The following is a 26,701-nucleotide window of genomic DNA, read 5'->3' on the forward strand; positions in this document are numbered from 1 at the left end:
TATCAATATTTAATTCTTGGATCAATGTAAGAATAAAGCAAATCGACTATTAAATTAATCATGACAAACATCGTTGCTACGACTAGAATTCCAGATTGAATGACTGGGTAATCACGATTCCCAATCGCCTCATAGATGTATCGTCCAACACCTGGCCATCCAAAGATCGTCTCTGTTAATATCGCTCCACCTAAAAGCGTTCCTGTTTGAAGACCGACAACAGTTAATACAGGAATCATCGCATTTTTAAGAGCATGCTTATATATAACAAAAAATGTATTTGATCCCTTTGCATTGACCGTTCGAATATAGTCTGAACGTAAAACTTCAAGCATACTTGAACGCGTCATCCGAGCAATAATAGCCATCGGAATCGTTCCCAGTGCAATTCCAGGCAGTATTAAATGTTTAATTGCCGTCCACGTTTTATCCCATTGTCCGCCGATTATTGTATCAAGGACATATAAATGTGTTATTGCCTGTATCGGATCCCTTGCATTATCTCGCCCTGTGGCTGGCAACCATCTTAGTTCCTGTGCGAATATCCATTGTTCCATCAATGCTAGCCAGAATATAGGCATCGATACCCCGATAAGAGCGATTAACATAGCTAAATAATCAAACCATGAGTTTTGCTTCCACGCACTAATAATTCCTGCATTTACACCGATAATAATTGCAAAAATCATCGCAAAAACTGTTAGTTCAATCGTGGCAGCTAAATACGGCCAAATTTCTTCAGCTATAGGTTTTTTTGTTCGTAACGAAGTTCCTAAATCCCCTTGTACTAGGTCCTTCATATAATAACCGTATTGAACCAAGTATGGCTCATTTATTCCAAGACGTTCTTCAAGATCTGCAATGGCTTGAGGTGTAGCTTGTTCCCCTAATATGACTTGAGCTGGGTTACCTGGAATTAAATGAATAATTGAAAATGTAACAATCGACATTCCTAAAAGGACTGGAATTAACATGAATAATCTTCTTGTTGTATATGCTAACATCAATTTCACCTCTATTCTTTCATTACTCTTCTCTCTATGTATTCATATATTGATCAAATTCTTTAAAGGTAAAAGTAGGGCTGACTCAAATGCAAGTGTTAGACACCTCATCCTCTAGAAAAGAATTGCCGTTTCTACAACAATCCTATATCTAGAGTGAAAACGAGGAGTCAACACTTATGAGTCAGCCTCTTCTCATTAGTTAGATAACTCTACTGATGTGAGTGCTTCACTTGTAGATGGATGTGGCACATAGTTTTTCACGTTTGCTCCACCTGCTAATGTTGGAACCGAGTGAACTAAAGGTACCATTGGTGCGTCTTCATGGATGAGAGCTTGTGCTTTCATGTAAAGGTCAGCACGAACATCTTCATCATATGTTGTTTTTGCTTGATCTAATAAAGCAGTTACTTCTTCATTTGCATAGAATGAGCGGTTACCGCCTGGAATAGCGTGGCTGCTTAATAAGTTAGATAAGAAGTAGTCTGGGTCACCGTTAACTCCTGACCAACCTAACATAAACATATCTTGTTCACCAGCTTCTGTTTTCTCTAAGTACGTTGCCCACTCATGAGTAACGATGTTTGCTTTTACGTTGATCTTTGCTAATTCAGCTTGAATCGCTTCAGCTGCACGCTGTGGATCTGGCATATATGGTCTTGCTACTGGCATCGTCCATAAATCAAATTCAAAACCATCTGGATAACCAGCCTCTGCAAGAAGTTCTTTCGCACGGTCAAGATTAAACTCGTACGCTTGGATCTCGTCGTTATACCCTAAGTATCCAGGAGGAACTGCGTTTTTAGCCGGTTGAGCCATGCCGCCATATAAAGCGAAAATTAAATCCTCTTTATTAATCGCATGGTTAATTGCTTGACGTACTAACTTATTGTTAAATGGCTCTTTCTCTACATGGAAACCTAAGTAACCAATGTTATTTGTTGCACGTTCAAACACTTGGAATTCAGAGTCACCTTCAATTGTCACTACATCATCTGGGTTTAAACCATCCATAATATCGACTTCACCTGCGCGAAGTGCTGTTAAACGTGCTGAGTTGTCAGGAATAACTCTAAAAATAACACGATCTAATTTCGGATAACCTTCCATCCAATAATCTTCATTCTTCTCTAAAACAATACTGTCGTCACGAGTCCAACTTACAAACTTAAATGGACCAGTTCCTACAGGATTTTCGTTAATTGTACTGCCATGCTCTTCAAATGCTGCTGGAGAAGTAATTGCAAAGTAACTCATCCCCATATTTTGAATGAATGAACCTAATGGTTTGTTTAAAACAAACTCAATCTCGTGATCTCCTAGTACATTAATTTCCTCAATTACGTGCCCTTCATCACCTTTAAACCCGCCGAATTGAGTCCCGTAAACACTGTACGTATATCCCTCATCAGCAAAGTTATATTCATGAGATTTATCAGCCCAACGCTCGAAGTTTAATTTAACTGCCTCAGCATTAAAGTCTGTACCGTCATGGAATTTAACTCCTTCACGAAGTTTAAATGTATAAAGTAACCCATCATTTTCAACGCTCCATTCAGTTGCTAAACCAGGACCTACTTCAAAAGAATCAGCGTCGAACTCTAGTAAAGTTTCATAGATTTGTTTTGTTACACGGGAAGATTCCCCATCCGTTACACTAGCATAGTCTAAACTAACAGAGTCCCCGCCACGTGCAAAAATTAATACTTGATCACCAGCTGGTGTTTCTTCTGCAGCTTCTTGATCGTCACCTTCAGACTCATTAGGAGCTTGAGTCTCGTTGCTTGAACAGGCAGCTAAGAATGTGGCTAAACTCAACATGAGAATGAGCATAAATAGCATGCTTTTCTTTTTCATTTTGTTTCCCCCTTTTTTTATTGGTTCTTATTATTTTTCTGTGGTAATTGCCACTTCAGACAAGCTTTCGTCATAAAGATGGCAAGCCACAAAGTGATTATCAGCAACAGCTCTAAATGATGGTCGTTCCGTTTTGCAAACATCCATACATTCAGGACAACGTGTGTGAAAAGCACACCCTGATGGTGGATTAGATGGGCTTGGAACATCACCTTCTAAGATTACTCGTTCACTTTTCTCATCTGGATCAGGGACCGGCACAGCTGAAAGTAATGCTTTGGTGTATGGATGTTTTGGACTATCATATAATTCATCTTTTCCAGTAAGCTCTACCATTCTTCCTAAATACATCACACCTACCCGGTCACTTATATGCTTAACAACACTTAGATCGTGTGCAATAAATATGTAAGTTAAATGAAATTCCTTCTTTAAATCTTCCATTAGATTGAGTATTTGTGACTGAACAGACACATCTAGGGCAGAAACTGGCTCATCACAAATGATTAAGCGAGGATTAACAGCTAAAGCTCTCGCAATCCCAATTCTTTGCCTTTGTCCACCACTAAATTGATGAGGATAACGAGCCGCATGAAAGGCATTTAACCCAACGACCTCTAGTAACTCTTTCACTTTTTGCTTTCTCGATTTTTCATCGCCAATTCCATGTATAAGCAGGGGCTCACTAACGATTTTTTCAATCGTATGTCTTGGGTTTAACGATGCATAAGGATCTTGGAAAATAATTTGCAAATCTCTACGCAACTTTCGCATCTCTTCGTCACCAAGTTTAGTGATATCTTGACCATCGAAAAACACTTCACCTTCTGTCGGTTCAATCAAACGAAGAATCGATTTCCCGGTTGTTGATTTGCCGCATCCACTTTCACCGACAATTCCTAAGATTTCACCTTCATGTACGGTAAATGAGACATCATCAACAGCTTTCACCTCACCTACTTTTCTGCCCAAAACGCCGCCTTTAATATCGAAGTACTTCTTTAAACCTTTTACTTCCAATAAGGGTTTAGCCAACGTTCTCTCCCCCTTCTTCTTCATAAAGGAAACAACGACATTGGTGTCCCTCGCGAAGTGATAATAGTTCCGGATCTTCTTCGTAACAGCGGCTAAACGAACTATCGCATCTTGGCGCAAAGCGACAGCCTAGTTTGACAGAACCCGGCTTAGGTACAGTACCAGGGATTGAATATAAACGTTCTTCTTTTTGGTGTATCTTTGGGAGAGAACGTATCAACCCTTTCGTATATGGATGTTGAGGTTGTTTTAAAATAGTCCTCACATCCCCTTCTTCAACGACTTTTCCCGAATACATCACAACTACTCGGTCACAAATCTCTGCAACCACACCTAGATCATGAGTAATCATCATAATCGCCGTACCATGCTCTTTGTTCAACTTCCGCATTAAATCTAATATCTGGGCTTGTATCGTCACATCTAGAGCAGTTGTCGGTTCATCCGCTATTAGTACCTCTGGATCACAGGACATCGCCATTGCAATCATGACCCGCTGCCTCATACCTCCTGAAAGTTGGTGTGGGTATTCATCAACAATCTCATCTGCCCTTGGAATCCCAACAACCTTTAGCATATCTATCGCTTTTTCCCTGGCCTTTTTTTTGCTAAGCTTATTATGATTTCGAATAGCTTCCATTAATTGGTCACCAATCGAAAATAAGGGGTTTAAAGAAGTCATAGGTTCCTGAAAGATCATCGCAATTTCGTTTCCACGGATTTTTCGCATTCTTCTATGAGTTGCCTTTACTAGGTCCTCATCTTTAAATAGTATTCTGCCTCCAACAATTTTCCCTGGTGGGTTCGGAACTAGTTTCATAACAGAAAGAGAAGTCACACTCTTCCCGCAACCTGATTCACCTACAATCCCTACTACTTCACCTTTATGTACCTTTATACTCACATCATCCACAGCGGGTATCTCACCTGCATCTGTAAAAAAGTGCGTTCGTAACCGATCTAACTCTAAAACTACTTCTGAAGACATTTTTTTGCACCTCTTTTCTGTCTATTTCTCTCTAAATGAAGACGACATTTCTATTTGTGAGCCTTAAAAAACTTACCTTTTTAGTAATCTTTCAACATACCAAAATAGTATTTTGTTTTTTCTGTATGTACATATTATTTATAATATGATGAAATTTCTGAAAATATATACAATAAATTTACTATAATACCACTTAATTAATCAAGGGATTTTTTGTTTAATTGTTAAAATATTTATTTATTGTTAATTCATTCTACTATTTTATGTCTTGCTCAAATAGACAAATGTATTTTATACTTATGTTAATATAACAGTTTAAAGCGATAAAGTATTTGTACTTAGTATATTATTTGTTTGCGGATTAAAGCTGATTACTTGAGGTTCCAAATACCCTTTTCATATATTCAACTAATTTCGTTAGTACTTATTACTCTACTGATAGTCTATTATCCTTTTTTTATTTTAAGAATATTCCGTTTATTATCTCCAGAAAGAAATTACTTTAAACTTTTTGGTACGTCTAACCTCTAACCATTTAATTCCAACAAAAACTAAAAAAAGACCCTGGGAACCAGAGTCTTCTTTGTTAAACAAATTACTTTTGAACGTTAGCAGCTTGAGGTCCGCGTTGACCTTGCTCGATTTCAAAAGAAACAGTTTGACCTTCTTCTAAAGTTTTGAAACCATCGCCTTGAATAGCAGAGAAGTGTACGAATACATCGTCTTGTCCTTCTACTTCAATGAAACCGAAACCTTTTTCTGCGTTGAACCATTTTACTGTACCTTGTACCATAATCTTGTTCCTCCTATATGGCATATGCCACATTGTATTACTATTTTTGCTCTTCAAATTCATTCAAGGCGAAAATACTTATTTAAGACTTTTCTTCCTTCAATCTTATCCGAACAACAATAAGTAACTTTATTATAACAGGAATAGCAACAAAAGGAAACCTAAAAAATAGTGTAATCGGAAAATAAAAGGGTTTCCATGAAGTGATTACCAATCCTTTATCTATAAGCGACCGCCCCCTATAGAGATGATCATAATAATGGAATTGTGTCAGAGTAATTCCGCAAAAAAGAGATCATCTTCCTTTCTTTTTACATTTTCTCTCAGTACACACTTTTTTGATTAGGAAAGAGACTTTTTTCAAAAAAGAAATGAAATTAATATAAGAGCAAAAGTTATGAAAATTATGTTTACGTTTCTTGATTTAGGTAATGATAATATTATTCTTAAGTAGGAGGTTAGTTCATGGAAGTAAACATGAGTTCAGAAGAAGTCTTACTTGAAATCAAACAACTCAATGCAAATGGTGCAAATTTAAACAAAAAATCAGTTAAAAAGTCACATCCACAATTGATGAGATCAGCACTGCACTACTACCCCGACTGGGATAGTGCAATCGAAAAAAGTATTACCGGGTAATATCCTTGGAACATCTAGCTGCTCCAATTAAAGTAGCTAGATGTTCTTTATTCCTTTATTGTATTGATGTACACAAAAAAGTTAGGTGCATAACTTATTTAATTATTTGCAAGTTCTTCGGGAAAGTTGTTAAACATTCTGATCCCTCTTCAGTAATCAAAACATCATCTTCAATACGAACCCCCCCTATTTCAGGGACATAAATACCTGGTTCTATCGTATAGACCATTCCAGAATACAAATAATCGTCGTTATTTTCGCTCATTGAAGGAAATTCGTGAACTTCAATTCCTAACCCATGGCCAATTCTATGAGTAAAATAATCACCATACCCAGCCTCATTTATATAATCACGAGCAATTTTATCGATGTCACCGATCCTCGTTCCTGGCTTACTAATAGATAGAGATAAAGTTTGGGCTTGTAACACAGTATCATAAATAAATTTTTGTTTATCAGTCACCGTTTGATAAGCAACGGTACGTGTAATATCGGAACAGTACCCTTCGTAAACAACACCCAAATCAAATAAGACAAAGTCACCTGAGGAAATTCCCTTTAAACCTGGGTGTCCATGGGGTTCTGCTGATTTCTCACCTGATAATACCATCGTTGAAAAAGACATTTCCCGAATCCCTTTTTTCTTTAACTCATATTCAATGGTTGCAATGATTTCCATTTCGTTCTTTCCTTTACCGATCTCATGAACACCCACTTCTACTCCGAAATCAGCTAGTTTTGCAGCTTCACGCAAAATCGAGATTTCCATCTCATCTTTTATCATACGTAGTGTTCGTAACTTGTGATCTGCTGAAACAAACTTTGCATTTGGAAATAATGATAATAACTGCTCACTTCGGCTATACGATAACACCTCTTTTTCAATGGCAATCATTTCTACTTCTAAAACTCTTTGTTTAACGGCGTTTTGAAATAGCTCCCATACATTATCAGAGTCGTTGTATCCAACTATTTCTCCCTTCCACCCTGAGGCTTTCGCTGATACTTTTTCCATATTTGGACATATGAGAAAAGGCTCCTTATCAGGGAATATTACTAGACCTAACAACCTTTCATGTGGTTCACTTTTAAAATTAGACAAGTAAAAAACATTATATTTAGATTGTATAAAAGCATAAGTATAATTGTTTTCCTTGACCCATTCTGTAAGATCTTCTAAACGCTTATTCACTAAACATCACAGCCTTCTTTAAATTTTTTTGCTCCTTTGATAATTAAGATGGAAATGCTCTTTATAAAGTGAAACTTTATTCAGTGGGGGGGTTCCTTCTTCCCCCACTGAATATTAGTTGAACCAATCGGGTTGTTACTGGCGCTTATCTCCCACTTATCCTTTATCGCGTCGTCATAGTCTTGAAGTGGGAGTCTTAGCGCCAGTTAAACGGGATAAATTTGATTATACTGTTGTTCTTACAAGTTTTGCACACATATCCTTATTCACGGCAAGACCATTTGCTTTTATTTACTATTCGTAGTATAATTATAAAATTACTTATAAACACTTAGAATTTTGATTTGATTCTTCAACCATAACATTAAAAAACATTTATATAAAAGAACATAAATCATCTTGGCGTCTTTTAGGAAACTTCGTTAGCCTTATTTAAATGGCACGGCCTAGGAGCCGTAATGATGAAAGAGAGGTAGGGCTTTCATTATTTAGGGGTATCAAAGACAACAAAGAGATATAATCGCGGCGAATTTTAAGTAACGATAAGAAATATAAGAAAAAGGCGGGCTAACAGAAGCTCGCCTTTTTATATGTTTTTATATGAAAGAATGTCGATGGTACTCACTCAACGAATATTGAATCCGCCATTTAATAAAACTCATATCGATTGCGGCCCTGTTTTTTTGCCCTATATAAGGCGGTGTCAGCTTTTTTCCCAAGCACTCGGAGCGTGGTACCATTCGTTGGATACACTGCAACTCCAACACTTATACTCATGGTAATCAATTGATCTTCGTACTTCCAAGGATTTCTTAGATTATTAAAGATTCGGTCAATAACTTTCTCCACTTCTTTCCTCTCGCTTAGTTCGGTTAATAATATATTAAATTCGTCTCCACCAATTCGAGCGACGATGTCAATATTCCTAACACTCTTTTCTATACGCCTTGCGATCTCTTTTAAAAATTCATCTCCAACCTCATGACCATATGTGTCGTTAACTAATTTAAAGTGGTCCGCATCAATAAACAATAGTGCTACCATATGATCATTTCTTTTCGCAACCTCAATAGCATATTGAAATCTATTTTTAAACAAGTCCCTATTCGGCAGTTTTGTTAGGGAGTCATAATACGCCATCTTTTTTATTTTTTCTTCAAATTGTTTTCTTTCTGTAATGTTTTCTCCAACAATTAATATTTTTTGAATTTTTTCTTTTTCAAAGATCGGAATAATGTCTAATGCGAGTGCCAATTTTTTTTTAAGCTTAGATACCACATAAACTTCAATACTGTCATGCTCATTATTAGCTATTACATGTGACATTGCCCGCTGCACCTTACTAACCTCATCATCATCTGCAATAAATGTATCTAACGATTGTTGTAAAAGTTCTTCGGGAGTAATTCCAAGTACTTTTTTATGGGAAGGTGATGCATATGTAATCTTTCCATTCAGTTCAACTAATAGAATTAAATCTGTTGAGTTTTCAGCAATTAAGCGATACTTTTCTTCACTTTCCCTAAGTCTTCTTTCGGCCAATTTTCGTTGAGTGATATCTCGTGTAATAGAAATAATATGCGAGACTTCATTATTTTCATTTAGGATTGGGCTTAGAATGGATTCGCCAAAATTATCATAATCATCACTAAATTCAAAGGTGACTTGTTTTCTTCTCGTCAGTGCCTCTTGGTATTTTTCGATTAAATGCTGTGCCTTGTCTTGCATAACGTCCTCTACGGATTTGCCAATAATCTCATCATTAAATTTTAATTCCTCTTCAGCAGCTTCATTTAAAATCAAATAACGAAATTCTGAGGGGCCGTGTACTTCCATTACAAAGATCAAATCTTTTATGTAGTTAATAAATCGTATAAATTCATTCCGGTTCTTAATAAATAAGCTTTCCATTCTGCTACTCCTCTTTAACTACAGCAAACTGTTTACTTCACACCTCTTAGGGTGTCTCTACAGCTAATTCTTACTTAAATTAATTTCATATACTTTTAGATGATGATAAATGATGCGCAGTAACGGTACATCTAAATGAAATTGATCAGCCAATGTGAGCAGATATCCTTGAAGGTGATCTGCTTCTATTGTAATTCCCTTCTCAATATCTCTCAACATAGAAGCCTTCATCGTGTAATGTTGTTTTTTCATGATAGTCTTTTGTTTATCAACAATATCGTCTGCTATAGGAGCATTAGCTGCTCTCATAATTGAAGCTGCCTCATTGAATAATTGAAGAGTCAGCTTTTCCCCGCCTTGAACCTCAAGAATAGGTCCAATCGAAGAACGCATGAGTGTTGTAATTCCCGATAAAGTAGTAATAAATAAATATTTATGCCACATATCCTGAAGGATGTTTTCGCTTACTTTAAATGATGCTATTGTTTCGCTAAAAAGCTGTTGTAACCTTTCGATACGGGAACTTCCCCGTCCATCAAGTTCTCCAAATGTTAGTTGATGACTCTTACTCGTTTGTATGACATGACCCAAATCGTTTAAAGTCGTTTCAATAAAGCAAAACCCACCTATCACCTTCTCATTTCCAAACGCCTCTTGCAAGCGATAAATGTGACTAATCCCGTTTAACAACGGAATTATAGTTGTAGCAGGTCCAACATAAGGTTCTAGAGACTTGATCGCTACTTCTAAATGTTGTGCTTTTGTAGCAATAATAATAACGTCAAATGGTTTCACTTCTTGACCAGACAATAAAGTCTTAGGTTCAAGTTGAAGATCTCCATGAATACTTTTAATAACAAGTCCATGTTGTTTCAATTGTTCTTGTCGTTTTTCTCTAACTAAAAAAGTAACATCGACGCCGTTTTCTACTAGACGACCTCCAAAATAACCACCTACAGCTCCTGCACCTAATATAAGAACATTCATTTTCATTCCTCCAGTATTCAACGTAACCATGGTTAAAAAACCTACTTTGCATTTACGATCCTCGGTATTCCCCTGCATAATATATTTCTATAGATTATAATACCTCATCTAAGACATGATGAACGGTAAAAATTCAAAATCATTGTAATTTTTCTATATGTACCCAATTAGAAGATCTGCATAAAAAAGAGACGAGTGAAATATCGTCTCTTCTTAACGCTATCTGGACATTTTTATATCATTAAAAAACCATTATTGCACATGTACAAGTTCAACTGGCCCATGATCATCGCAATGATCGCCGTGAACATGATGGAGACGACCATTAACTAAATAATCAAAGTGATCACCATGCGGGACAAGCTCATGCCCACAATCTTCTTCATGATTACAACCACATGAAATCGGTTTACATTCTTGTGGATTTTCTTCACTCACTGGAATTGCACATTCAACCCAGTTTCCTTCCTCTTCATGATGCAAATGTCCATTATGAACATAATCAATATGATCATCATGTCTTATTTTCGTATGCCCACATGCAATACTATGCTGATGGCTATGGTCTTCATGGTTATGATGATGCTTACTCAAAGAAATCACTCCTTTTTAAACTTAGTTTTATTTTTTATTATGAAAGCGTCATCTATACTTCTTTATTAATTTTTTGTATATAAATGAGAACAAAGCACAAAATATAGTTGAGGGTCAAATATGGATTTGTAGCTCAATGGTAGAGCGGCCAGTCATTCCGAACTGAATAACTGAGCATTTAGTGGGTTCGATTCCCACCAAATCCACCTCTTTTTTTATTAGTTAGAACCTTTAATCTTTCCCGTCATTGAGCCTTTTTTCACTACCTCTTTTATCATCACTTGCCTCCGGTACAAAACCAAATCCTGTTGAACTTAATTCCATTTTTTCATTGTTTCTTTTCTTGCTATTCATTTGATTTTCTTTTAATATGTTATTATTTTCCATAAACTTCTCCATCCTTTGATTTTTTGAGAGTAATCTAACTATTATCTACATTAAAATAGTTGTTCAAATACTTCATTTAATTGTTTGGTGCGTTCCTCATCTTGCTCCTCTTTCGCATGTTTGATTTCTTGCTTTAAAATGATATCAAGTACTTTCATCTCTTCTTCAGCTAACCCATCAACAAACTCTTTTTCAGTTGTATAATTATTTTCCTCTAATCGATTGTAAACTCCTTGGCAAATTGGATGATCCTCTATGTAATTAGAAAGTGCCTCTCTTAAATATCCAAGTGACTGATCCAATTCAAACACCCTTTCTCTAATAACGTTTATTTTACTTACTAAATTAGATTGTGTTATGGGGTAAAATTTATACATCAAATGAAAAAGACGCCTATTTAATAGGCGTCTTTATTCTACTTACACATTCTCATTTTCAATAACAACAGCAATACCTTGACCGCCGCCAATACAAAGACTGGCAACCCCATATCTAAGGCCGTTTCTTCTTAATTCATTAGCAAGTGATAGTACGATACGTGATCCACTTGCACCGACTGGATGCCCGAGTGCTATTGCTCCACCGTGTACATTTGTTTTATTGCGATCAAGTCCTAATTCTTTTTCAACAGCTAAGTATTGAGCCGCAAATGCTTCATTAATTTCAATACGGTCCATTTGCTCAAGAGTTAGTTCAGCACGTTGAAGTGCTTGTTGTATGGCTGGAACTGGACCAATACCCATAATACTTGGATCTACGCCAGCTATTCCCCAGGAAACTATTTTAGCTAACGGTTTTTGATTACGTTTTTTCACTTCCGCTTCACTGGATAAAATTAAAGAAGCAGCACCGTCATTGATTCCGCTTGCATTACCAGCAGTCACTGTACCATCCTTTCTAAAAGAAGGCTTTAACGCAGCAAGCTTTTCAAATGTCATATCTTTTTTTACATGCTCATCTTCAAGAATTTGTTTACTTCCACCTCTTGAAGAAACTTCTACAGCCGTTATTTCTTCAGCAAAAATGCCCGATTGGATTGCTTCTGTTGCTCTTTGTTGGCTGAGCAAAGCAAATTCATCTTGTTCTTCCCTAGAAATCTCGTATTTTTCTGCTAGATTTTCAGCTGTTATTCCCATACCAATACCAGTATACTGATCTGTAAGTGTATTTAATAACATATCTTCAAACTGGAAACTTCCATACTTAACACCTGAAAAGCGACTTGTGAAATTAGAGTGAGGCGACATTGTCATATTTTCAGCCCCGCCAACTAATGCTAAGTTGGATTCACCTAAACGAATGCTTTGAGCAGCAGAAATGATTGATTGCATACCAGATCCGCAAAGACGATTTACGGTTAATGCCGGGGTTTCCATTGGCACATCTGCCTTTAAAGCAATATGGCGGGCTAAATAGGCAGCATTCGTCGAACTGTGAATAACATTTCCATAAACCACTTGATCAATATCTTTACCTTCCACTTCTGCACGTTTCAAGGCCTCTACTGCAGTTACAGTTCCTAATTCAGTAGCGTTAACAGATTGAAAAGAACCCCCGAAAGCTGTAAATGCTGTTCGTGCACCATCTAAAATGTAAATATTGTTCATATTATGTCCTCCAAACGATGTATAGATAATTCTTTTTATTCCAATTTACTAAATTCTATAACTCCCTCCAAAAATCCTACCAATATTTAAATATAATCTAATTGGTCCTCTTGTTATTAATTAGGGGTTTGATAGCTGATAGAAGAACTTCTAATACTATTAAACCAAAACCAATAGGTATTAAAAAGTAGACTGGATAAACGGGTGTTAATTTTCCACCGACAGCAACGGCCATTTGATCACCGACACCAGCCATCGCAAATTTCCACCCATAGATTGTTAATAAAGTGAAAATAACGACCTCAATGATAATGATTAACCATTTAGAAATCTTTTGGAAGCTCTGGGGTGCTTTTTCAACTAATTCACCTAATCTCGGTAAAACGCCTGAACTATACGTATAAGCTAGTGCAGGGAAAATGGCCATTGGCATCAAGAAAAATTGTACAATTTCATAAGTACCTGATATTGGAGATGTGAAAATATTTCGCATAAATACATCCGCTACAATAAGAAACATCATGATAACTACAGCAATTCCTCCTGTATAAACCCCGATTAACTTTAATCTTTCATTAATATTTACTATTTTTTCAAAGACTCCGCTCATCTCTATCACCTACTTTCTAATTATAATAGCTTTATTACCTCATTGTTTGCGGTAGCCATGTTGCTAATTGCGGGAAGGCAATTAGTAGTCCACCGACTACTACAGCGGCAACGACGGCAAAAATTAATGATGTTCGGAAAAGTTTTTCAATTGGGATCTTTGTTACGCCTCCTACTGCATAAACACTTATACCAACAGGCGGTGTGATAAGGCCTAGCGTACAAATAACAGAAACTAATATACCAAACCAAATCAGATCAATGTTCGCTGCCGTTAATATTGGCAACAAAACAGGTACAGTCATTAAGATAACTGCTACTCCCTCAATAAACATAAATAAGAAGAAGTAAATTAACATTATAATGATTAATAATAGGACTGGATAATCCATTAATGGTCCTAACATATCAATAATTTTCCTAGGAAGAAGTGACAATGAAATAAACCGGCCGAATAGAGATGCCCCTATAACTATTATCATTGCCATTACCGTTACTTTGGTTGTTTCAATAAGGGAGCTTGTAATAAAACTTTTGTTCACTTTTCCTAACACGAGAGCTACGATTAAACTGATAAATGCACCTACAGCACCTGCTTCTGTTGGTGTAAACTTCCCTGTATAAATACCACCGAAAATCGAAAAAATGATTAAAGCTCCAGCAATAATGATGATGACATAGCGACTGACAGGTGTTTCATGTTCTTCAACATCTGGTGTAGGCAGGGTCATCTTACCTTTATAAATCCTTAGATAAACGATAGTAACTGCAGAAAAAACGACCATCATGAGGACTCCTGGAATAAAAGCTGCAACAAACAATTGGCCGATTGATATTTGCACAGTCACACCATAAATAATTAAAATTACACTCGGAGGGATGATTGCTGAAAGCGATCCAGCTGAAGCTGCTAAAGCACCAGCAAGCCCGTCTGGATATCCTCTCCTTTTCAATTCTGGAACTGCAACTTGACCTAGTGATGCGGCCGTTGCTGTACCAGACCCAGAAACAGCACCGAGAATTCCTCCTAAAAATACCGTTAATACACCTAGTAAACTAGTTTTCCCTTTTGAAAGCTTAAATACAAGATTATAAAAATCTTTGACAATTCCAGCTTGCATAATGAACTGTGCCATTAAAATGTAAAGAGGAATAGTCGTCAAAGCATAGCTTGCAGCACGATTATATGGTTCACTTTGTAAAAATCCATTGAGTAAAGGCATTCCGCCCAATATATAAATACCTATAATACCTGATGTTAAAAGTAGAGAACTAATGTATTGCCCTGTTAGTAATAAAAACAAAAACACGATAACGACAACAATAATTGCAATATTTTCGACCATTCCTTCACCTCACTATCGTATAAACACTGAATTTTAATGATAGGGAGCTGAAAAGCCAGCTCCCTATCACTTAAGATTACTCCATATCCATGATTTCTTGAGGTAAAACCCCACCTGCTTCAACGATCATATCTCTCCATAGAAGAGCCATCTCTTTCCCTGCATGACCTTGGCCTTCTAAGTTCTCAATCCATTCAACCCAAGTGTCAACGATAGCTTGACTTATAAACTCTCTTAATTCTGGATCGAGATCATTAAGGTGCGTAAATTCTCCACCTTTTTCCATTGTAGAATCTCTATTCTCATCAGTTTCATCCCTCGTTAAACTTGCACCATCAAAGATAATTTCATCTGCTGCTGCCTTAAATTTTTCTTGAACGTCAGCAGGTAATTTATCCCAAGTTTCTTGTGTCATTGCAGTATGACCAACAAAGTGGCCAAAGTTAGCCCCTTCCACTGCATGTTTAATTAATTCATCAAAACCAAATGCTTTCCAGTCTGGAATATTGTAGAAAAATCCGTCTAATGCGTTACGGCTTAACGCATCATACGCATCCGTAATTGGCATTGAAATTGCTGTGATTCCTAAATTATCAGCTAAGATCTCATGTACACGCGAAGCTGTTCTAAGTCGAATCGCTTCTGAAAAATCAGATACACTTTCGATCTTTTGTCTTGTCGTTCCTAAAACATATGGTTCTGTTAGCGGGTTAGCAAAAGCAACTAAACCTTTATCAGCAAACTCTATCTCATAATACGTTTTGCCATCTTTTAATTCACGATCGCTCTTCATCATATTTTGCATTGCTGTCGAGGCAATTACTGCATCTGATTCAAGCAATGGGAGCATTGTAACCTCTGAATATGGAAAACGTTGAGGATCATAAGGTGCCATGAATGTTAACGCAATGTCAATGGTTCCTTGACGAAGAGCATCAAATTCCGTACCTAAAGGAACAAGTTCTCCTGAAGTAAATGCTTCAAAGCTAATAGCACCATTTGTTTCACTATCAATTCGTTCCATCAAAGGTGTGAAAAATCCGCGATCCCAAAAGTGTTTAGCTGTTACTCCAGAGGAAGCTCTTAATCGCATTTCTTCAATAGCCTCGGTTTTATCTCCCCCACCATCATTACTTTCTGACGGAGCCGATGCACCTTCATTACTTCCTCCACACGCGACAAGTCCTAATGCCATTGTTGCAGCGACTGCAGCACCAACGACTGGTTTCATCAGGTTTTTCATTCTTTTCATTTTTTTCATCTTATTACCCCCACATGTTTTTAATTTATATATTTGACAGATAACAAACCAAAAGAAATTGATATAGAATAAACGATCAACCTATTCTAAATTGTCTCTGTCGAACTTCTTAATTCTGTTTTCAACACTTTTCCACTAGCATTTCTAGGAAGCTCTTCAACAAATTCAATCTCTTGAGGTACTTTATATTTAGCTAATCGATTTTGACAATATTGTAAAATGGTAGTTTCATCTATCTGCATACCTTTTTTCGTGGCTACGTAGGCTTTAGGAACTTCACCTAAAACTTCATGTGGTACCCCGATAATAGCAGCTTCCAAAATTTCAGGAATTTCATAGAGAACTTCCTCAATTTCAACAGGATAAATATTTTCGCCGCCACGAATGATCATATCTTTCTTTCGATCTACGATATAGAGCAATCCATCTTCATCTAAGCGACCAAGATCACCGCTATAAAGCCATCCATTTTTAATTGTGTCTCTAGTTGCCTCTTCATTTTTTAGATAACCCTTCATCACATGTGGACCTTTTACAATGATCTCCCCAACTTTTCCAACAGGTAGATCTTCTCCAGATTCATCAACAACTCTAACCTCACATTGCGGTAATGCTTCACCCACTGATCCTATCTTACTTAAAGCATGTTCATCTTTTAATGTAGTAGCACCTGGAGAATTTTCCGTTTGTCCATAAATGTTTTGTACTTGAACCTTTGGAAAAATATCCTTTACTCGTTTAATTAATTCGTACGGCATAGGAGCAGCACCGTAAGTAAGGAGTCGTAGATTTGGTAATGATGCTTCTTGTAAACTCGGTGTTGTTAAGAGAATACTGTACATAGCTGGAACACCAAAGAATATCGTAATGTTTTCTTTCTCCATCGTTTTTATCGTTTGTTCTGGAGAAAATCCCTCCTCAATGACAACAGCTCCTCCTGCATATATCGTTGGTATTGAAAACACATGAGCTGCAGCACAATGGAAAAGTGGAGCAACAATTTGCATGCGGTCCTTATTCGTTATTTCCATCGATTCCTTATGAATTTGCGCAATAGATAAAACATTTCTGTTCGTTAACATTACACCTTTTGGTCTTCCGGTTGTTCCAGATGTGTAAAAGATTACAGAAGTATCATCATCTTCTCGTGAAACTTCACTTACTGGTCGATCTGGTCCATCAATAATATCCTCTAAGCGATTTGAAGTGTTTTCATAACCTGTTGTAAGAGTATCCTGGATGACTGGTAAGTTAGGTAAAATCTCATGAACTGTCGCTTCAAATCGTTGATCATATATAATTCCTTTAGCTTCTGAATGGTTTAAGATATATTCGATTTCCCTTGGAGCCAGTTTGGTATTGATTGGTAATACTGCAAATCCCCCGATCTGACACGCATAATAGGAAGTTAAAAAATAGTCTGAGTTAGGTAGGACTAGCGCAACAATATCCTCCTTACCATATCCTAATTGCTTAAAATACCCTGCAAGCCTTTCTGCTTGTTTATAAAATTGCTGATAAGTAGTTTCTCTCCCTAAATACGATGAAATAATTGCATTTGGTTGACGTTCTACCATCTCTTTTAACTGCTCTGCAATAAACATGAATTAATTCCCCTTTCAAGCCTTAAATAATTTGTAAGCGCTTAACTTTTTAAGTAGAAGAAGTACTCTAAATTCTGAATAATCAGAACTATTATGAAATAAGTTCCCCTTCAGGACCTAAACCTAATATTAGCTGAACAAAAATTAGTAAGCATCACCCGAAAGTGTGAAAAGTCGCATTATCTAATGCCTATAAAATTTATTCTTAAAGTAACTGCTACTTATTTAAGTAGTTTTAATAAATAGTCCGAATAAATATCTACAATCTCTTTTTTACTTTTCTTACCTTCTGGTAAATACCATTGTTGAATCCAATTCAATGCCCCTAATATCATCATTCTCGCCATCTTTATTTCGGTAATTTTAAATTCACCGTTGTCTATTCCTTGTTGAATTATTTCGTCAAAAATATTAGCATACTTTTGACGCTTATCAAGTATAGGAGCAAGGCGCTTTTCTGTAAAAGTATGTTGTGGTTTAATAATCATATTAAATGTCTCTTTTTCTGCAATTACAAACTCAACATGAACTTCCACAGCTTTTTTAAATTTATCTGTAGATGAGATATTACTCTTTAAATAATCCTCTAATGTTTTAATTGCTGAGGATAAAATTAAGTCATGGCAATGATAGACTAGGTCATCTTTGTTTTCAAAATAGTAGTATAACGCTCCTTTTGTCATTAGTAACTCTGCTGCTATGTCTTCCATTGTTGCCCCGTGATAGCCTTTTTTGGAAACTATTTTTGCTGCAGAGCGAATGATATCTTCTTTTTTCTTGGCTGTTTTTATTTCTTTAAACCCCATTTAGTGCTCCTTTATACTTTATAGTTTCACTATTTATAAGTCTAATTGTTTAGCAATAATAGTCTTCATTATTTCAGTTGTACCTGCATAAATAGAGGCGACTGGTATATCGCGGTATCTTCGTGCGATTTCATACTCCTCCATATATCCATACCCTCCGTGTAATTGCAGGCATTCTGAAGCTACTCTTTTCGCCATTTCACTTATCCACCATTTGGCCATGGACACTTTTTTCGTGATGTCTTCTCCTTCCATATGTCGAACAATTAAATCATCGAGGAATGTCCTTCCTATCTCAATTTCTGTTGCCATTTCAGCAATCTTAAATTGTGTATTTTGGAATTGGCTTATTGATTTTCCAAAAGCTTTTCTGTTTTTCACATAATTCATTGTAATTTTTAACATCTCTTCCGCTTCAGTTTGACACTGGATAGCTACAACAAGCCGTTCCTGTTGTAATTTTGTCATTAAATAATAGAATCCTTTCCCTTCCTCACCTAATAAATTCGCCACAGGGACCTTTGCATCCTCAAAGATCAATTCAGCTGTATCACCACTGTGCATTCCGATCTTATCTAGTTTTTTCCCTCGTGAAAATCCAGGTGTATCACGCTCAACTACTAGTAAACTTACTCCTTTATAAGCAGGGTTAGCTTTTGGATCTGTTTTACAGACAACAATAATTAAATCAGCATGAAGACCATTTGTTATAAATATTTTTCCGCCATTTAAAATATAATGATCGCCATCTCTTACAGCTGTTGTTCGAATTCCTGCTAGATCAGACCCTGCACCAGGCTCTGTCATTGCTACCGCTGTAATTAGGTCTCCTGTAATACACCCTGGAAGCCAACGTTGCTTCTGCTCTTCACTACCGTACGTTGAAAAATATGGGGTTACGATATCATTGTGTAAACAAATTCCACTTGATACTCCTTGCCCTACTTTCTCTAACTCTTCATTCAATATGACAGAATACACAAAGTCCGCATTTAAGCCTCCGTAACTTTCATCGATCCAAGGACAAAGAAAACCATTTTCACCCATTTTCTTCCAAAAATGACGAGGTATCTCTCTGTCCTTCTCCCATTGTTCAAAATGAGGGTAGGCTTCTTTTTCTAAAAATTTTCTTAATGTACTTCTAAAAATACGATGTTCTTCTTGAATATAATTATTGTTCATAATTGAAGTCCTCCCTTTTAAAAACTTTATAAATGAATACTAACACTTATTGAATATTCAAAAATCACCCATAAGGATGAATTTAATTCTAATATTTAAAATTTAAACAAGATTCAAAAAAATGTAGACAATTCAAAAATCTTTATTATAATAAGGTTTAACCAACCCTTTCTCAAACTAAATATCATTTTACATAAAATGCAAAAAATCGGTTTTCAATTTTTAAAGAGAGTTTATATTTTTAGGAGGGGAACTTTTTTGCTAAAAACGGAAGATTACGAAAAAATTTTAAAGTTTGTTTCTATAATCCAGGAAAATCACGAGGAATATTACGAGACCATATTAGAAGCTATAAAAAACGTACTTGGATATAACCACTTATCATTATTTATTAATGACAGCTCACTTCAAAGAACAACCACACTATACTTGAATAGCAATGCAATAGAGGCAAACCAGGAGTATCATTATCGAATGGACCTTTTAAATAAAAAGAAGATCCAAAATAAACACTTACTTTCTATTGAAGACATACTATCCTATACAACTATTCAAAATTGTGAATATAACCTCAAATTTTATAAAAAGAACAAAAAGTACCACACTGTTTTTATACCTTTGAAATGGGGAGCTAGAGTTATAGGCCTTATCGGTATTCATAAGCCACTTTGCTCTGGCGATTACTCTTCAAACGAATTGCACATTCTTGAAAGCGCATCCAAATTTATTTCCAGCTCCTTAAAACAACATTTAACATTTAAACAGTTACAATATTCAAATTCAATTTTTGATCAATCAATGAGCAAACTTCCTATCGGGGTTTTAGTAGTAGATAAAAACTTCTCGATCATCTATAGTAATGACCTTGCCATAAAGTACTGTTCTAATTTAAACCACGCTGACAAAAACAATCCACTCTCCAAAGTAAAAGACGCTGTATTAACAAGGCTAAACACTAAATTCACTGATGAACTCATCTTGACTATCGGGGTTCTCTCATTTGAAATAAACACTCAAGTAACTTTAGATTTAGAGGAGCCATTCTTTACTATCTATATCCATTCAGAAGCTAAACAAAATGAAGACCCTATTAAAAAAGCAACGATAGAGTTTGGGCTTTCTAAAAGAGAAACTGAAATTATTGGTCTTATTTCAAAAGGATACAGTAATAACGACATCGCCCAAAAGCTCTTCTTAAGTATTAATACTGTTAAAACTCACCTAAATAATATCTTTAATAAGTTAGGTGTAAATAACAGGACCTCAGTTATTCACAAAATTTCTGCAAGCTGATTCGTAAGAGTTAAAAATCACTATATCCCGGTTAGTTATCCTTCTTCTAACTCATATAAGATACCCTAAACCTAATAAAAAAAGTCAGGTTGACTTAGTGTCAGCCCTGACTTTCTATAGCGCTATTATTTATAATGGTAAAAGCTGAATTGTTTCTTTTCCTTTTAACGCCTCAATCATAGTTAACCATTCTTGAGGTTTGTTAGAAAGAACTGAATAATAAGTCGTTAAGAAATTGACGACTAACTCAGCTTCTACTTTAGTCGAGTCGTCATTAAAAGGCATGAAACCTAAGTCTAGTCCACTCACTGCTTCGCCGTCGTTTTTCCAAGAAGGATGTACATAATTAAAATCAAGTCGTTGATATCCTAAATGCGAAAGTACTTCTCTTCGAACAAGCGGGTCCATTGACTTTACCTTTAAAGTGCTGGAATGATCGACAACATTCGGGTTATAAATTTCTGCAAACATACCGTACAGTTCTTTGCCGTTCTCATTGGCTAACTGTTTTAAGTCTTTTAAACGGCTGTTAGCAAGGAACGGTCCAATCCCACGCCCGTCTTGACCGATAATTGTAAAGTCGGTCATGGCGATATTCCAATCTACATAGTATCGGTATTCAGTTGCACCAACTACTTGTTCTCCGTCAACTGCTACAAATACTCGAATGTCTGGATCTTTTAAAGGTTCTTCCCAAAGTTCAAATTCAAGGACTTCTTCTGGAGGAAATACTTCTTGCATTAAATCATGCATTTTTTTAAACAAAGGATCTTCAATACTAGTTATTCTAATGTAATCCAACTATATCACTTCTTTCATTGTAATCATGTTGATTGTAATCGATACGATCTTTAACAATTCTTAGAGGATTTATTTAAAAGGGTTTTTCCATTCCATTAAAACTCCATAGTTGCACGACTCTTCATCATCTAAGTAGTTTTCTACAATATGAATCGGTTTTCGGCCGCACCTTAGGAGAAAGGAAATTACAGGATCTTTCATGCTTCCCTTTGTTACCGCATTTACATATTGATCAGGAGTCATTTCTTCTGCAACTTTATGATACCCAGGCATTCGTCCCCCGCCTAATAAACGATCTAAACCTTGTTGAATGACAACGTGATACATCGATTGCATCATCACTTTACCAAGGCCGAGTTTGCGGTATTTCGGACGGACACTGATATCGACAATATAAAGCGTATTTCCTTTGGTGTTATGATTTCGGATATACCCGTTGTCCGTTATTTCTTCCCATGTATGATCAGCATCCGTGAGATCAAAGTCGACGCATAACCCTGTTAAAGAGCCGGCTAGCTCACCGTCAACTTCAACACATAGGGCTCCTGCTTGAAACAAATCTACATGGTTTGTCAGTTGTTCCTTATCCCACCATAACTCAGATGGAAAAGGTGGAGGAAAACATTCTTTTTGGATTTGAATAAGATCATCAAAGTCGTTCTTTGTGTAGTTCCGAATGACAGTAGGAACTGTCTGGTCTTGATCATACGCATAGAATTCACTTCGATATAACATGTTATTAGTATCCTTTCATGTTCATTTTTTCCCAGTCTGGATACAAGTCGGATCGGCGGTCTCTCCAAGTCGTAACAGACCCTCTTTCACGCACTTCATATAATAGCGACAGATCTAAATCCGCTGTTACGATCATATCATTATTCAATTCCCCTTCGACCATAATTCCTCGCGGCGGAAACGGTACATCATTCGGAGTAATAACAGCTGCTTGCCCAAAGTTCGCTCGCATAAAGTCAACCGTCGGAAGCGAACCAACCGTACCCGTTACGACTACATACACTTGATTTTCAATCGCTCGTGCATGACTCGTGTAACGAACGCGATGGAAGCCATGGCGATCATCTGTACATGATGGACAAAAGATGACATCTGCCCCTTTCGCTTTTACCATTCGAACAACTTCAGGAAACTCGATATCGTAACATGTTAGGATCGCTATTCTACCTTTATCCGTATCAAAAACTTTCACTTCATCTCCAGCAGACATATTCCATTCATTCACTTCTGTTGGTGTAATATGAAGTTTTGCCTGTTGTTCAATTCTTCCATCTGGATAAAAAAGATGTGCGACATTGTATAAACGATCGTCGATACGAATAACATGTGTTCCACCAATAATATGAACGTTCATTTTTTGTGCAAATGACGAAAAAAGAGTTTGGTATTGCTCTGTAAATCCTGGTAACTCATTTATAGTTAACGAAGTTCCTTGCTCACTTCCGATAGATAATAGCTGTGTCGTAAAAAATTCTGGAAACAGTACAAACTCCGATCCAAATTCGGCTGCTGTTTTTAAGTAGTGCTCACTTTGTTTTGCGAACTCCTCAAAAGACTTAATCGTTTGCAACTGATACTGTACGGCTGAAACACGTAATTTCATAAACACATCCTCCTTCTCAACTACTTTTCCTTAGTTGATTATCTTTCAGAAAATCAACTTTAACAAGTAGGGACTTTTTAGTAAGGAGGTTACTTTTTGGGTACCTATTGATATATAAGGGTTAGTTCTCCTTTTTTAAGTCTTCTATACGTTTTTTTCCCCATTCATACATTAAGTCAATAATGGGCAATAACGATCTCCCAAGTGGTGTTAACGAATATTGTACCCTTGGAGGCACTTCAGGAAACACTTCCCTATGTACAATTCCATCTTCAATTAATTCTTTTAATTGACTCGATAACATTTTATGAGTAATTTTAGGAAGTAACTTTTGAAGTTCACTGAAACGATACGAGTTCTCTTGCGCTAAATACCATATAATAACAATCTTCCACTTTCCACTTATGACCGACAGAGTTAATTCTTTTTCACAATTAAACTCTCTCTTTTCAATCTTTTCTTTAATTTCTTTCCTTAAAGTATCTGCCATTGAACTACCTCATATTTCTATAAATTGTTTCTTCCCCGAAAAACCTTGCTTATTATAGTAAGTACTATCTATGAATTTGACTCACTCTAAATGTAGAACTGTCAAAGCATGTTGAACCTCATCTTTTGTGCTAGGTGTCCTCCATTGGTTTGCATATCCTAAACTACTGCAAATAAATTCCGTTTCACTACTGTGCACTGTTTTACGAAAATGCACATGACCACATAACGCATATTGTACTTTTTCACTCTTAATTAATTGTTCATAATCCTTACTGCCAAGGTACGCATTAAAATAATCCCAAATCCGGTGTGGAGTTGGCACAGTAAACTTTTCGTGAGATACAACATGGGAACAAAAAATAACTTTTTCATGTCGGTGTTCCCTCAGTTGTTCTTTAAATTTTTTCATAAAGAGTTCATGCACTTCTAATGAGTTGACAGCCCAATCTGTATATTCTTTGTCTTGCCACGTACTTCCTTTCATTTTCATCTGATTAAATTCTGCAAAGGTATATTTGCTTTTACTTCCAAAACTGAAATCATACCATCCTATATCACCTAGTAATGTCCAATTATTCCCTAAATCTTGAGATCCATTAGCTAAATTTCTAGGGTGCCTTTTTAATTCATTATAAATCTCCCACGTGTTCTTGTTAGGATGTTGGATATTCCAAAGGTCGTGGTTTCCTGCTACAAAGTAACACGGGATGTTTCGTTCGTGTTCGATTTGCTCAACTGCAGCCAGAGTCCTCCTGTAGTCATTTGAAACATCCCCGCCTATACAGAGTGCGTCAAGCTTTTGTTCTTTCGTTTGCTCTAATAAAACCTCTAGTATGTCCGTTCTTCGTCTTTTTTCATTAATGTCCAGGTGCAGGTCAGCAATAAACCCTAATTTCACACCATCACCTTCTTTTTTGCAAATGAAAATTAGTATCTTAAAGTATAGCAAATTTATAACCAATGGACATCATATTACACCTTGAACATAACTACTAGCGATCATTATGAGCGAACAAAAAAAGAGAAGAGTGTCCTCTTCCCTTGCAGTTGCAATACCTAATTAAGTTTTTCTTTTCTACTAATTAATTTACAAGGTCACCAGTGTACTGCTCTCGCAATTTAAACTTTTGAATTTTCCCAGATGCATTTCTCGGTAATTGATCGGTAAATAAAAACTTCTTCGGCACTTTATACCCTGCTAATCGCTCTCGACAGAAAGCTCTCAGCTCGACTTCTTCTAATTGTTCACCTTCTTTAACAACGATAACAGCCGTTACAAGTTCTCCCCACTTCGGATCAGGTGTACCAATGACAGCGCTTTCAATGATGAGTGGATGTTCATCTAGAGCATACTCAACTTCCACAGAGTACACATTTTCACCACCGGAAATAACCATATCCTTTTTACGATCAACGAGTGAAATATAACCATCCTCATCAACGGAAGCTAAATCGCCTGTATAAAGCCAGCCATCACGTAACGTATTTGCGGTTTCTTCTGGTTTCTTATAGTATTCTTTCATGATTGCTTCTCCACGCAAAATCAATTCTCCTACTTCACCTACTGCTACTTGTTCACCACTATCATTGACTACTTCTACTTCTGTAAATAGAGAGGGCCATTTTCCAGACTTACCGATCTTTGTCTTGTGGTCTTCAGGAGATAAGTAAATACCCGTTGGTCCTCCTTCTGTTAAGCCACAAAGATTATAAAACTGATCTGTCTTAAATAAATCTATACTTTTCTTGACTAATTCTGGTGACATTGGAGCCGCTCCATACCCACAACGGGTAATCGACGAAAGGTCAAGCTGGTCTGCATTTGGAACTTGAGTGAAGAAGTTATACATTGTTGGAACTCCAAAGAATAAAGTAATGCCATGCTTTTCTATTGTTTTTAGTGTTTCTACCGGATGAAAATCTTGTTCTATCACATTTGTTGCACCTAGGAACAAACCAGGTATGAGAAATAAGCAAAGCTGTGCACAATGAAATAACGGGGCTACATGCAATAATTTGTCATCACTCTGAAGTCCTAATAAACCCGTCGTTCCAAAGGCAACTTTAAATACTCGCTGATGATCGAATAATGCGCCTTTCGGTTGACCCGTTGTACCTGATGTGTACAGGATGTGAAGATCATCCGTTCCTACTACTTCTACATCCGGATCCGCCGTACTTTCAGACAACACGTTTTCATAACTTCTATTTTCTGGTGAAGCTGCTCTTGGTGTAACAATCACATCCCGAATAGCAACAATACCTTCACGTGCTTCATTGATTAATCCTTCTAACTCTTGTTCACAAATAACCATTACACTGTCTGATTGCTTTAATATATAATTTACTTCTCTTGCAACAAGTCTAAAATTAATAGGGACAATTACCGCCCCAAGTTTAGCAGCAGCAAAATAACTAATCGCAAAATAATCCGAGTTCTTCATCATGAGAGCGATCTTTTCTCCCTTTTTCAACCCAATACTCGCTAAACCATTCGCAAAACGATTGACAGTTTCATTAAACTGTTTATACGTATGCTCCCTTCCTTGAAACGTAATAGCCACCTTATCAGGATGACGACGAGCATTTAAAGCCAAATTACTTGTAATATTCAACCAAACTACCTCCCTATGAATGAAATAAAACAAACTTAAAATTAGCCAATATACCTGCTCTAGCTGCCTACAATACTCAT

26 protein-coding genes and 1 tRNA gene are annotated in these 26,701 nt (G+C 36.5%); 3 read left to right on the forward strand and 24 right to left on the reverse strand.

Going from position 1 to position 26,701, the window contains the following annotated elements; all coding sequences use genetic code 11:
* Positions 1–2: 2 nt before the first annotated feature.
* The 5 genes from N7Z68_RS01740 to N7Z68_RS01760 form a co-directional block, all read right to left on the reverse strand.
* The gene (locus N7Z68_RS01740) at positions 3–1,004 is read right to left on the reverse strand and encodes an ABC transporter permease (RefSeq protein ID WP_275116728.1); all 1,002 of its coding nucleotides are present in this window, start codon (positions 1,002–1,004) and stop codon (positions 3–5) included.
* A gap of 198 nt (positions 1,005–1,202) precedes the next feature.
* On the reverse strand, positions 1,203–2,861 hold the full coding sequence (locus N7Z68_RS01745; RefSeq protein WP_275116729.1) for an ABC transporter substrate-binding protein: 1,659 nt from the start codon (positions 2,859–2,861) through the stop codon (positions 1,203–1,205).
* A 30-nt stretch (positions 2,862–2,891) separates the two neighbouring features.
* On the reverse strand, positions 2,892–3,896 hold the full coding sequence (locus N7Z68_RS01750) for an ABC transporter ATP-binding protein (RefSeq protein ID WP_275116730.1): 1,005 nt from the start codon (positions 3,894–3,896) through the stop codon (positions 2,892–2,894).
* A complete protein-coding gene (locus N7Z68_RS01755; RefSeq protein WP_275116731.1) occupies positions 3,889–4,884 on the reverse strand; it encodes an ABC transporter ATP-binding protein in 996 nt (331 codons plus the stop codon). The genes N7Z68_RS01750 and N7Z68_RS01755 overlap by 8 nt, the downstream gene beginning before the upstream one ends.
* Positions 4,885–5,479: 595 nt before the next feature.
* Entirely contained in the window at positions 5,480–5,677 is a 198-nt protein-coding gene (locus tag N7Z68_RS01760) for a cold-shock protein (protein WP_075384919.1), read from the reverse strand.
* 465 nt (positions 5,678–6,142) lie between these two features.
* Here N7Z68_RS01760 and N7Z68_RS01765 point away from each other — a divergent pair, with 465 nt between their 5' ends.
* Positions 6,143–6,316: a hypothetical protein gene (locus N7Z68_RS01765; RefSeq protein ID WP_275116733.1), complete on the forward strand. Its 174-nt coding sequence runs from the start codon at positions 6,143–6,145 to the stop codon at positions 6,314–6,316.
* A gap of 94 nt (positions 6,317–6,410) precedes the next feature.
* On the opposite strand, the gene N7Z68_RS01770 is transcribed toward N7Z68_RS01765, so the two are convergent.
* The 4 genes from N7Z68_RS01770 to N7Z68_RS01785 all read right to left on the reverse strand — a co-directional run bounded on the left by N7Z68_RS01770 (position 6,411) and on the right by N7Z68_RS01785 (position 11,000).
* Positions 6,411–7,508 (reverse strand): M24 family metallopeptidase, encoded by a 1,098-nt coding sequence (locus tag N7Z68_RS01770; protein WP_275116734.1) that lies wholly within the window; start codon positions 7,506–7,508, stop codon positions 6,411–6,413.
* A gap of 648 nt (positions 7,509–8,156) precedes the next feature.
* Positions 8,157–9,419, reverse strand: a complete 1,263-nt coding sequence (locus N7Z68_RS01775; RefSeq protein WP_275116735.1) for a sensor domain-containing diguanylate cyclase — start codon at positions 9,417–9,419, stop codon at positions 8,157–8,159.
* Between the two features lie 63 nt (positions 9,420–9,482).
* Complete coding sequence (gene panE / locus N7Z68_RS01780) at positions 9,483–10,406, reverse strand: 2-dehydropantoate 2-reductase (RefSeq protein ID WP_275116736.1); 924 nt, start codon at positions 10,404–10,406, stop codon at positions 9,483–9,485.
* A 252-nt stretch (positions 10,407–10,658) separates the two neighbouring features.
* Positions 10,659–11,000 (reverse strand): hypothetical protein, encoded by a 342-nt coding sequence (locus N7Z68_RS01785; RefSeq protein ID WP_275116737.1) that lies wholly within the window; start codon positions 10,998–11,000, stop codon positions 10,659–10,661.
* A gap of 122 nt (positions 11,001–11,122) precedes the next feature.
* Between N7Z68_RS01785 and N7Z68_RS01790 the strand changes: the two genes are divergently transcribed.
* A tRNA-OTHER gene (locus N7Z68_RS01790) sits at positions 11,123–11,206 on the forward strand.
* 25 nt (positions 11,207–11,231) lie between these two features.
* On the opposite strand, the gene N7Z68_RS01795 is transcribed toward N7Z68_RS01790, so the two are convergent.
* From N7Z68_RS01795 to N7Z68_RS01835, 9 genes are all read right to left on the reverse strand, one after another.
* On the reverse strand, positions 11,232–11,387 hold the full coding sequence (locus tag N7Z68_RS01795; RefSeq protein ID WP_275116738.1) for a hypothetical protein: 156 nt from the start codon (positions 11,385–11,387) through the stop codon (positions 11,232–11,234).
* 50 nt (positions 11,388–11,437) lie between these two features.
* Positions 11,438–11,698, reverse strand: coding sequence for a sigma-G-dependent sporulation-specific acid-soluble spore protein CsgA (locus N7Z68_RS01800; RefSeq protein ID WP_373323094.1), 261 nt, complete (start codon positions 11,696–11,698; stop codon positions 11,438–11,440).
* A gap of 108 nt (positions 11,699–11,806) precedes the next feature.
* Positions 11,807–12,994, reverse strand: a complete 1,188-nt coding sequence (locus tag N7Z68_RS01805; protein ID WP_275116740.1) for a thiolase family protein — start codon at positions 12,992–12,994, stop codon at positions 11,807–11,809.
* A 97-nt stretch (positions 12,995–13,091) separates the two neighbouring features.
* On the reverse strand, positions 13,092–13,604 hold the full coding sequence (locus N7Z68_RS01810; RefSeq protein ID WP_275116741.1) for a TRAP transporter small permease: 513 nt from the start codon (positions 13,602–13,604) through the stop codon (positions 13,092–13,094).
* 34 nt (positions 13,605–13,638) lie between these two features.
* Positions 13,639–14,949, reverse strand: a complete 1,311-nt coding sequence (locus tag N7Z68_RS01815; protein WP_275116742.1) for a TRAP transporter large permease — start codon at positions 14,947–14,949, stop codon at positions 13,639–13,641.
* A gap of 76 nt (positions 14,950–15,025) precedes the next feature.
* Complete coding sequence (gene dctP, locus N7Z68_RS01820) at positions 15,026–16,210, reverse strand: TRAP transporter substrate-binding protein DctP (protein WP_275116743.1); 1,185 nt, start codon at positions 16,208–16,210, stop codon at positions 15,026–15,028.
* 86 nt (positions 16,211–16,296) lie between these two features.
* Positions 16,297–17,814, reverse strand: coding sequence for a class I adenylate-forming enzyme family protein (locus N7Z68_RS01825; protein WP_275116744.1), 1,518 nt, complete (start codon positions 17,812–17,814; stop codon positions 16,297–16,299).
* A gap of 221 nt (positions 17,815–18,035) precedes the next feature.
* Positions 18,036–18,620: a TetR/AcrR family transcriptional regulator gene (locus N7Z68_RS01830; protein ID WP_275116745.1), complete on the reverse strand. Its 585-nt coding sequence runs from the start codon at positions 18,618–18,620 to the stop codon at positions 18,036–18,038.
* 33 nt (positions 18,621–18,653) lie between these two features.
* Positions 18,654–19,802 carry an acyl-CoA dehydrogenase family protein gene (locus N7Z68_RS01835; protein ID WP_275116746.1) on the reverse strand — a complete coding sequence of 383 codons (1,149 nt, stop codon included), beginning with the start codon at positions 19,800–19,802 and terminating at the stop codon, positions 18,654–18,656.
* A gap of 258 nt (positions 19,803–20,060) precedes the next feature.
* Between N7Z68_RS01835 and N7Z68_RS01840 the strand changes: the two genes are divergently transcribed.
* Positions 20,061–21,095, forward strand: a complete 1,035-nt coding sequence (locus N7Z68_RS01840) for a LuxR C-terminal-related transcriptional regulator (protein ID WP_275116747.1) — start codon at positions 20,061–20,063, stop codon at positions 21,093–21,095.
* 129 nt (positions 21,096–21,224) lie between these two features.
* Here N7Z68_RS01840 and N7Z68_RS01845 read toward each other — a convergent pair whose 3' ends face one another.
* From N7Z68_RS01845 to N7Z68_RS01870, 6 genes are all read right to left on the reverse strand, one after another.
* Entirely contained in the window at positions 21,225–21,896 is a 672-nt protein-coding gene (locus N7Z68_RS01845) for a GNAT family N-acetyltransferase (protein ID WP_275116748.1), read from the reverse strand.
* 69 nt (positions 21,897–21,965) lie between these two features.
* Positions 21,966–22,631 (reverse strand): GNAT family N-acetyltransferase, encoded by a 666-nt coding sequence (locus N7Z68_RS01850; RefSeq protein WP_275116749.1) that lies wholly within the window; start codon positions 22,629–22,631, stop codon positions 21,966–21,968.
* A gap of 4 nt (positions 22,632–22,635) precedes the next feature.
* Positions 22,636–23,514, reverse strand: a complete 879-nt coding sequence (locus tag N7Z68_RS01855; protein ID WP_275116750.1) for a carbon-nitrogen hydrolase family protein — start codon at positions 23,512–23,514, stop codon at positions 22,636–22,638.
* A 121-nt stretch (positions 23,515–23,635) separates the two neighbouring features.
* Complete coding sequence (locus N7Z68_RS01860) at positions 23,636–24,004, reverse strand: winged helix-turn-helix transcriptional regulator (protein WP_275116751.1); 369 nt, start codon at positions 24,002–24,004, stop codon at positions 23,636–23,638.
* 81 nt (positions 24,005–24,085) lie between these two features.
* Positions 24,086–24,904, reverse strand: coding sequence for a metallophosphoesterase (locus N7Z68_RS01865; RefSeq protein ID WP_275116752.1), 819 nt, complete (start codon positions 24,902–24,904; stop codon positions 24,086–24,088).
* 184 nt (positions 24,905–25,088) lie between these two features.
* Positions 25,089–26,621, reverse strand: coding sequence for a class I adenylate-forming enzyme family protein (locus N7Z68_RS01870; protein ID WP_275116753.1), 1,533 nt, complete (start codon positions 26,619–26,621; stop codon positions 25,089–25,091).
* Positions 26,622–26,701: the final 80 nt, after the last annotated feature.

The organism is Alkalihalobacterium chitinilyticum (genome assembly GCF_029028005.1).
In the GTDB taxonomy this organism is placed as follows: domain Bacteria; phylum Bacillota; class Bacilli; order Bacillales; family Bacillaceae_F; genus Alkalihalobacterium; species Alkalihalobacterium chitinilyticum.

Bases quoted from the DNA above. Each gene is read 5' to 3' on its own strand.
- N7Z68_RS01815 (WP_275116742.1), bottom strand. From the start codon at position 14,949: ATGGTCGAAAATATTGCAATTATTGTTGTCGTTATCGTGTTTTTGTTT.
- N7Z68_RS01825 (WP_275116744.1), bottom strand. From the start codon at position 17,814: ATGTTTATTGCAGAGCAGTTAAAAGAGATGGTAGAACGTCAACCAAAT.
- N7Z68_RS01740 (WP_275116728.1), bottom strand. From the start codon at position 1,004: ATGTTAGCATATACAACAAGAAGATTATTCATGTTAATTCCAGTCCTT.
- panE (WP_275116736.1), bottom strand. From the start codon at position 10,406: ATGAATGTTCTTATATTAGGTGCAGGAGCTGTAGGTGGTTATTTTGGA.
- dctP (WP_275116743.1), bottom strand. From the start codon at position 16,210: ATGAAAAAAATGAAAAGAATGAAAAACCTGATGAAACCAGTCGTTGGT.
- N7Z68_RS01850 (WP_275116749.1), bottom strand. From the start codon at position 22,631: ATGTTATATCGAAGTGAATTCTATGCGTATGATCAAGACCAGACAGTT.
- N7Z68_RS01810 (WP_275116741.1), bottom strand. From the start codon at position 13,604: ATGAGCGGAGTCTTTGAAAAAATAGTAAATATTAATGAAAGATTAAAG.
- N7Z68_RS01860 (WP_275116751.1), bottom strand. From the start codon at position 24,004: ATGGCAGATACTTTAAGGAAAGAAATTAAAGAAAAGATTGAAAAGAGA.
- N7Z68_RS01755 (WP_275116731.1), bottom strand. From the start codon at position 4,884: ATGTCTTCAGAAGTAGTTTTAGAGTTAGATCGGTTACGAACGCACTTT.
- N7Z68_RS01775 (WP_275116735.1), bottom strand. From the start codon at position 9,419: ATGGAAAGCTTATTTATTAAGAACCGGAATGAATTTATACGATTTATT.
- N7Z68_RS01830 (WP_275116745.1), bottom strand. From the start codon at position 18,620: ATGGGGTTTAAAGAAATAAAAACAGCCAAGAAAAAAGAAGATATCATT.
- N7Z68_RS01795 (WP_275116738.1), bottom strand. From the start codon at position 11,387: ATGGAAAATAATAACATATTAAAAGAAAATCAAATGAATAGCAAGAAA.
- N7Z68_RS01760 (WP_075384919.1), bottom strand. From the start codon at position 5,677: ATGGTACAAGGTACAGTAAAATGGTTCAACGCAGAAAAAGGTTTCGGT.
- N7Z68_RS01745 (WP_275116729.1), bottom strand. From the start codon at position 2,861: ATGAAAAAGAAAAGCATGCTATTTATGCTCATTCTCATGTTGAGTTTA.
- N7Z68_RS01855 (WP_275116750.1), bottom strand. From the start codon at position 23,514: ATGAAATTACGTGTTTCAGCCGTACAGTATCAGTTGCAAACGATTAAG.
- N7Z68_RS01765 (WP_275116733.1), top strand. From the start codon at position 6,143: ATGGAAGTAAACATGAGTTCAGAAGAAGTCTTACTTGAAATCAAACAA.
- N7Z68_RS01835 (WP_275116746.1), bottom strand. From the start codon at position 19,802: ATGAACAATAATTATATTCAAGAAGAACATCGTATTTTTAGAAGTACA.
- N7Z68_RS01805 (WP_275116740.1), bottom strand. From the start codon at position 12,994: ATGAACAATATTTACATTTTAGATGGTGCACGAACAGCATTTACAGCT.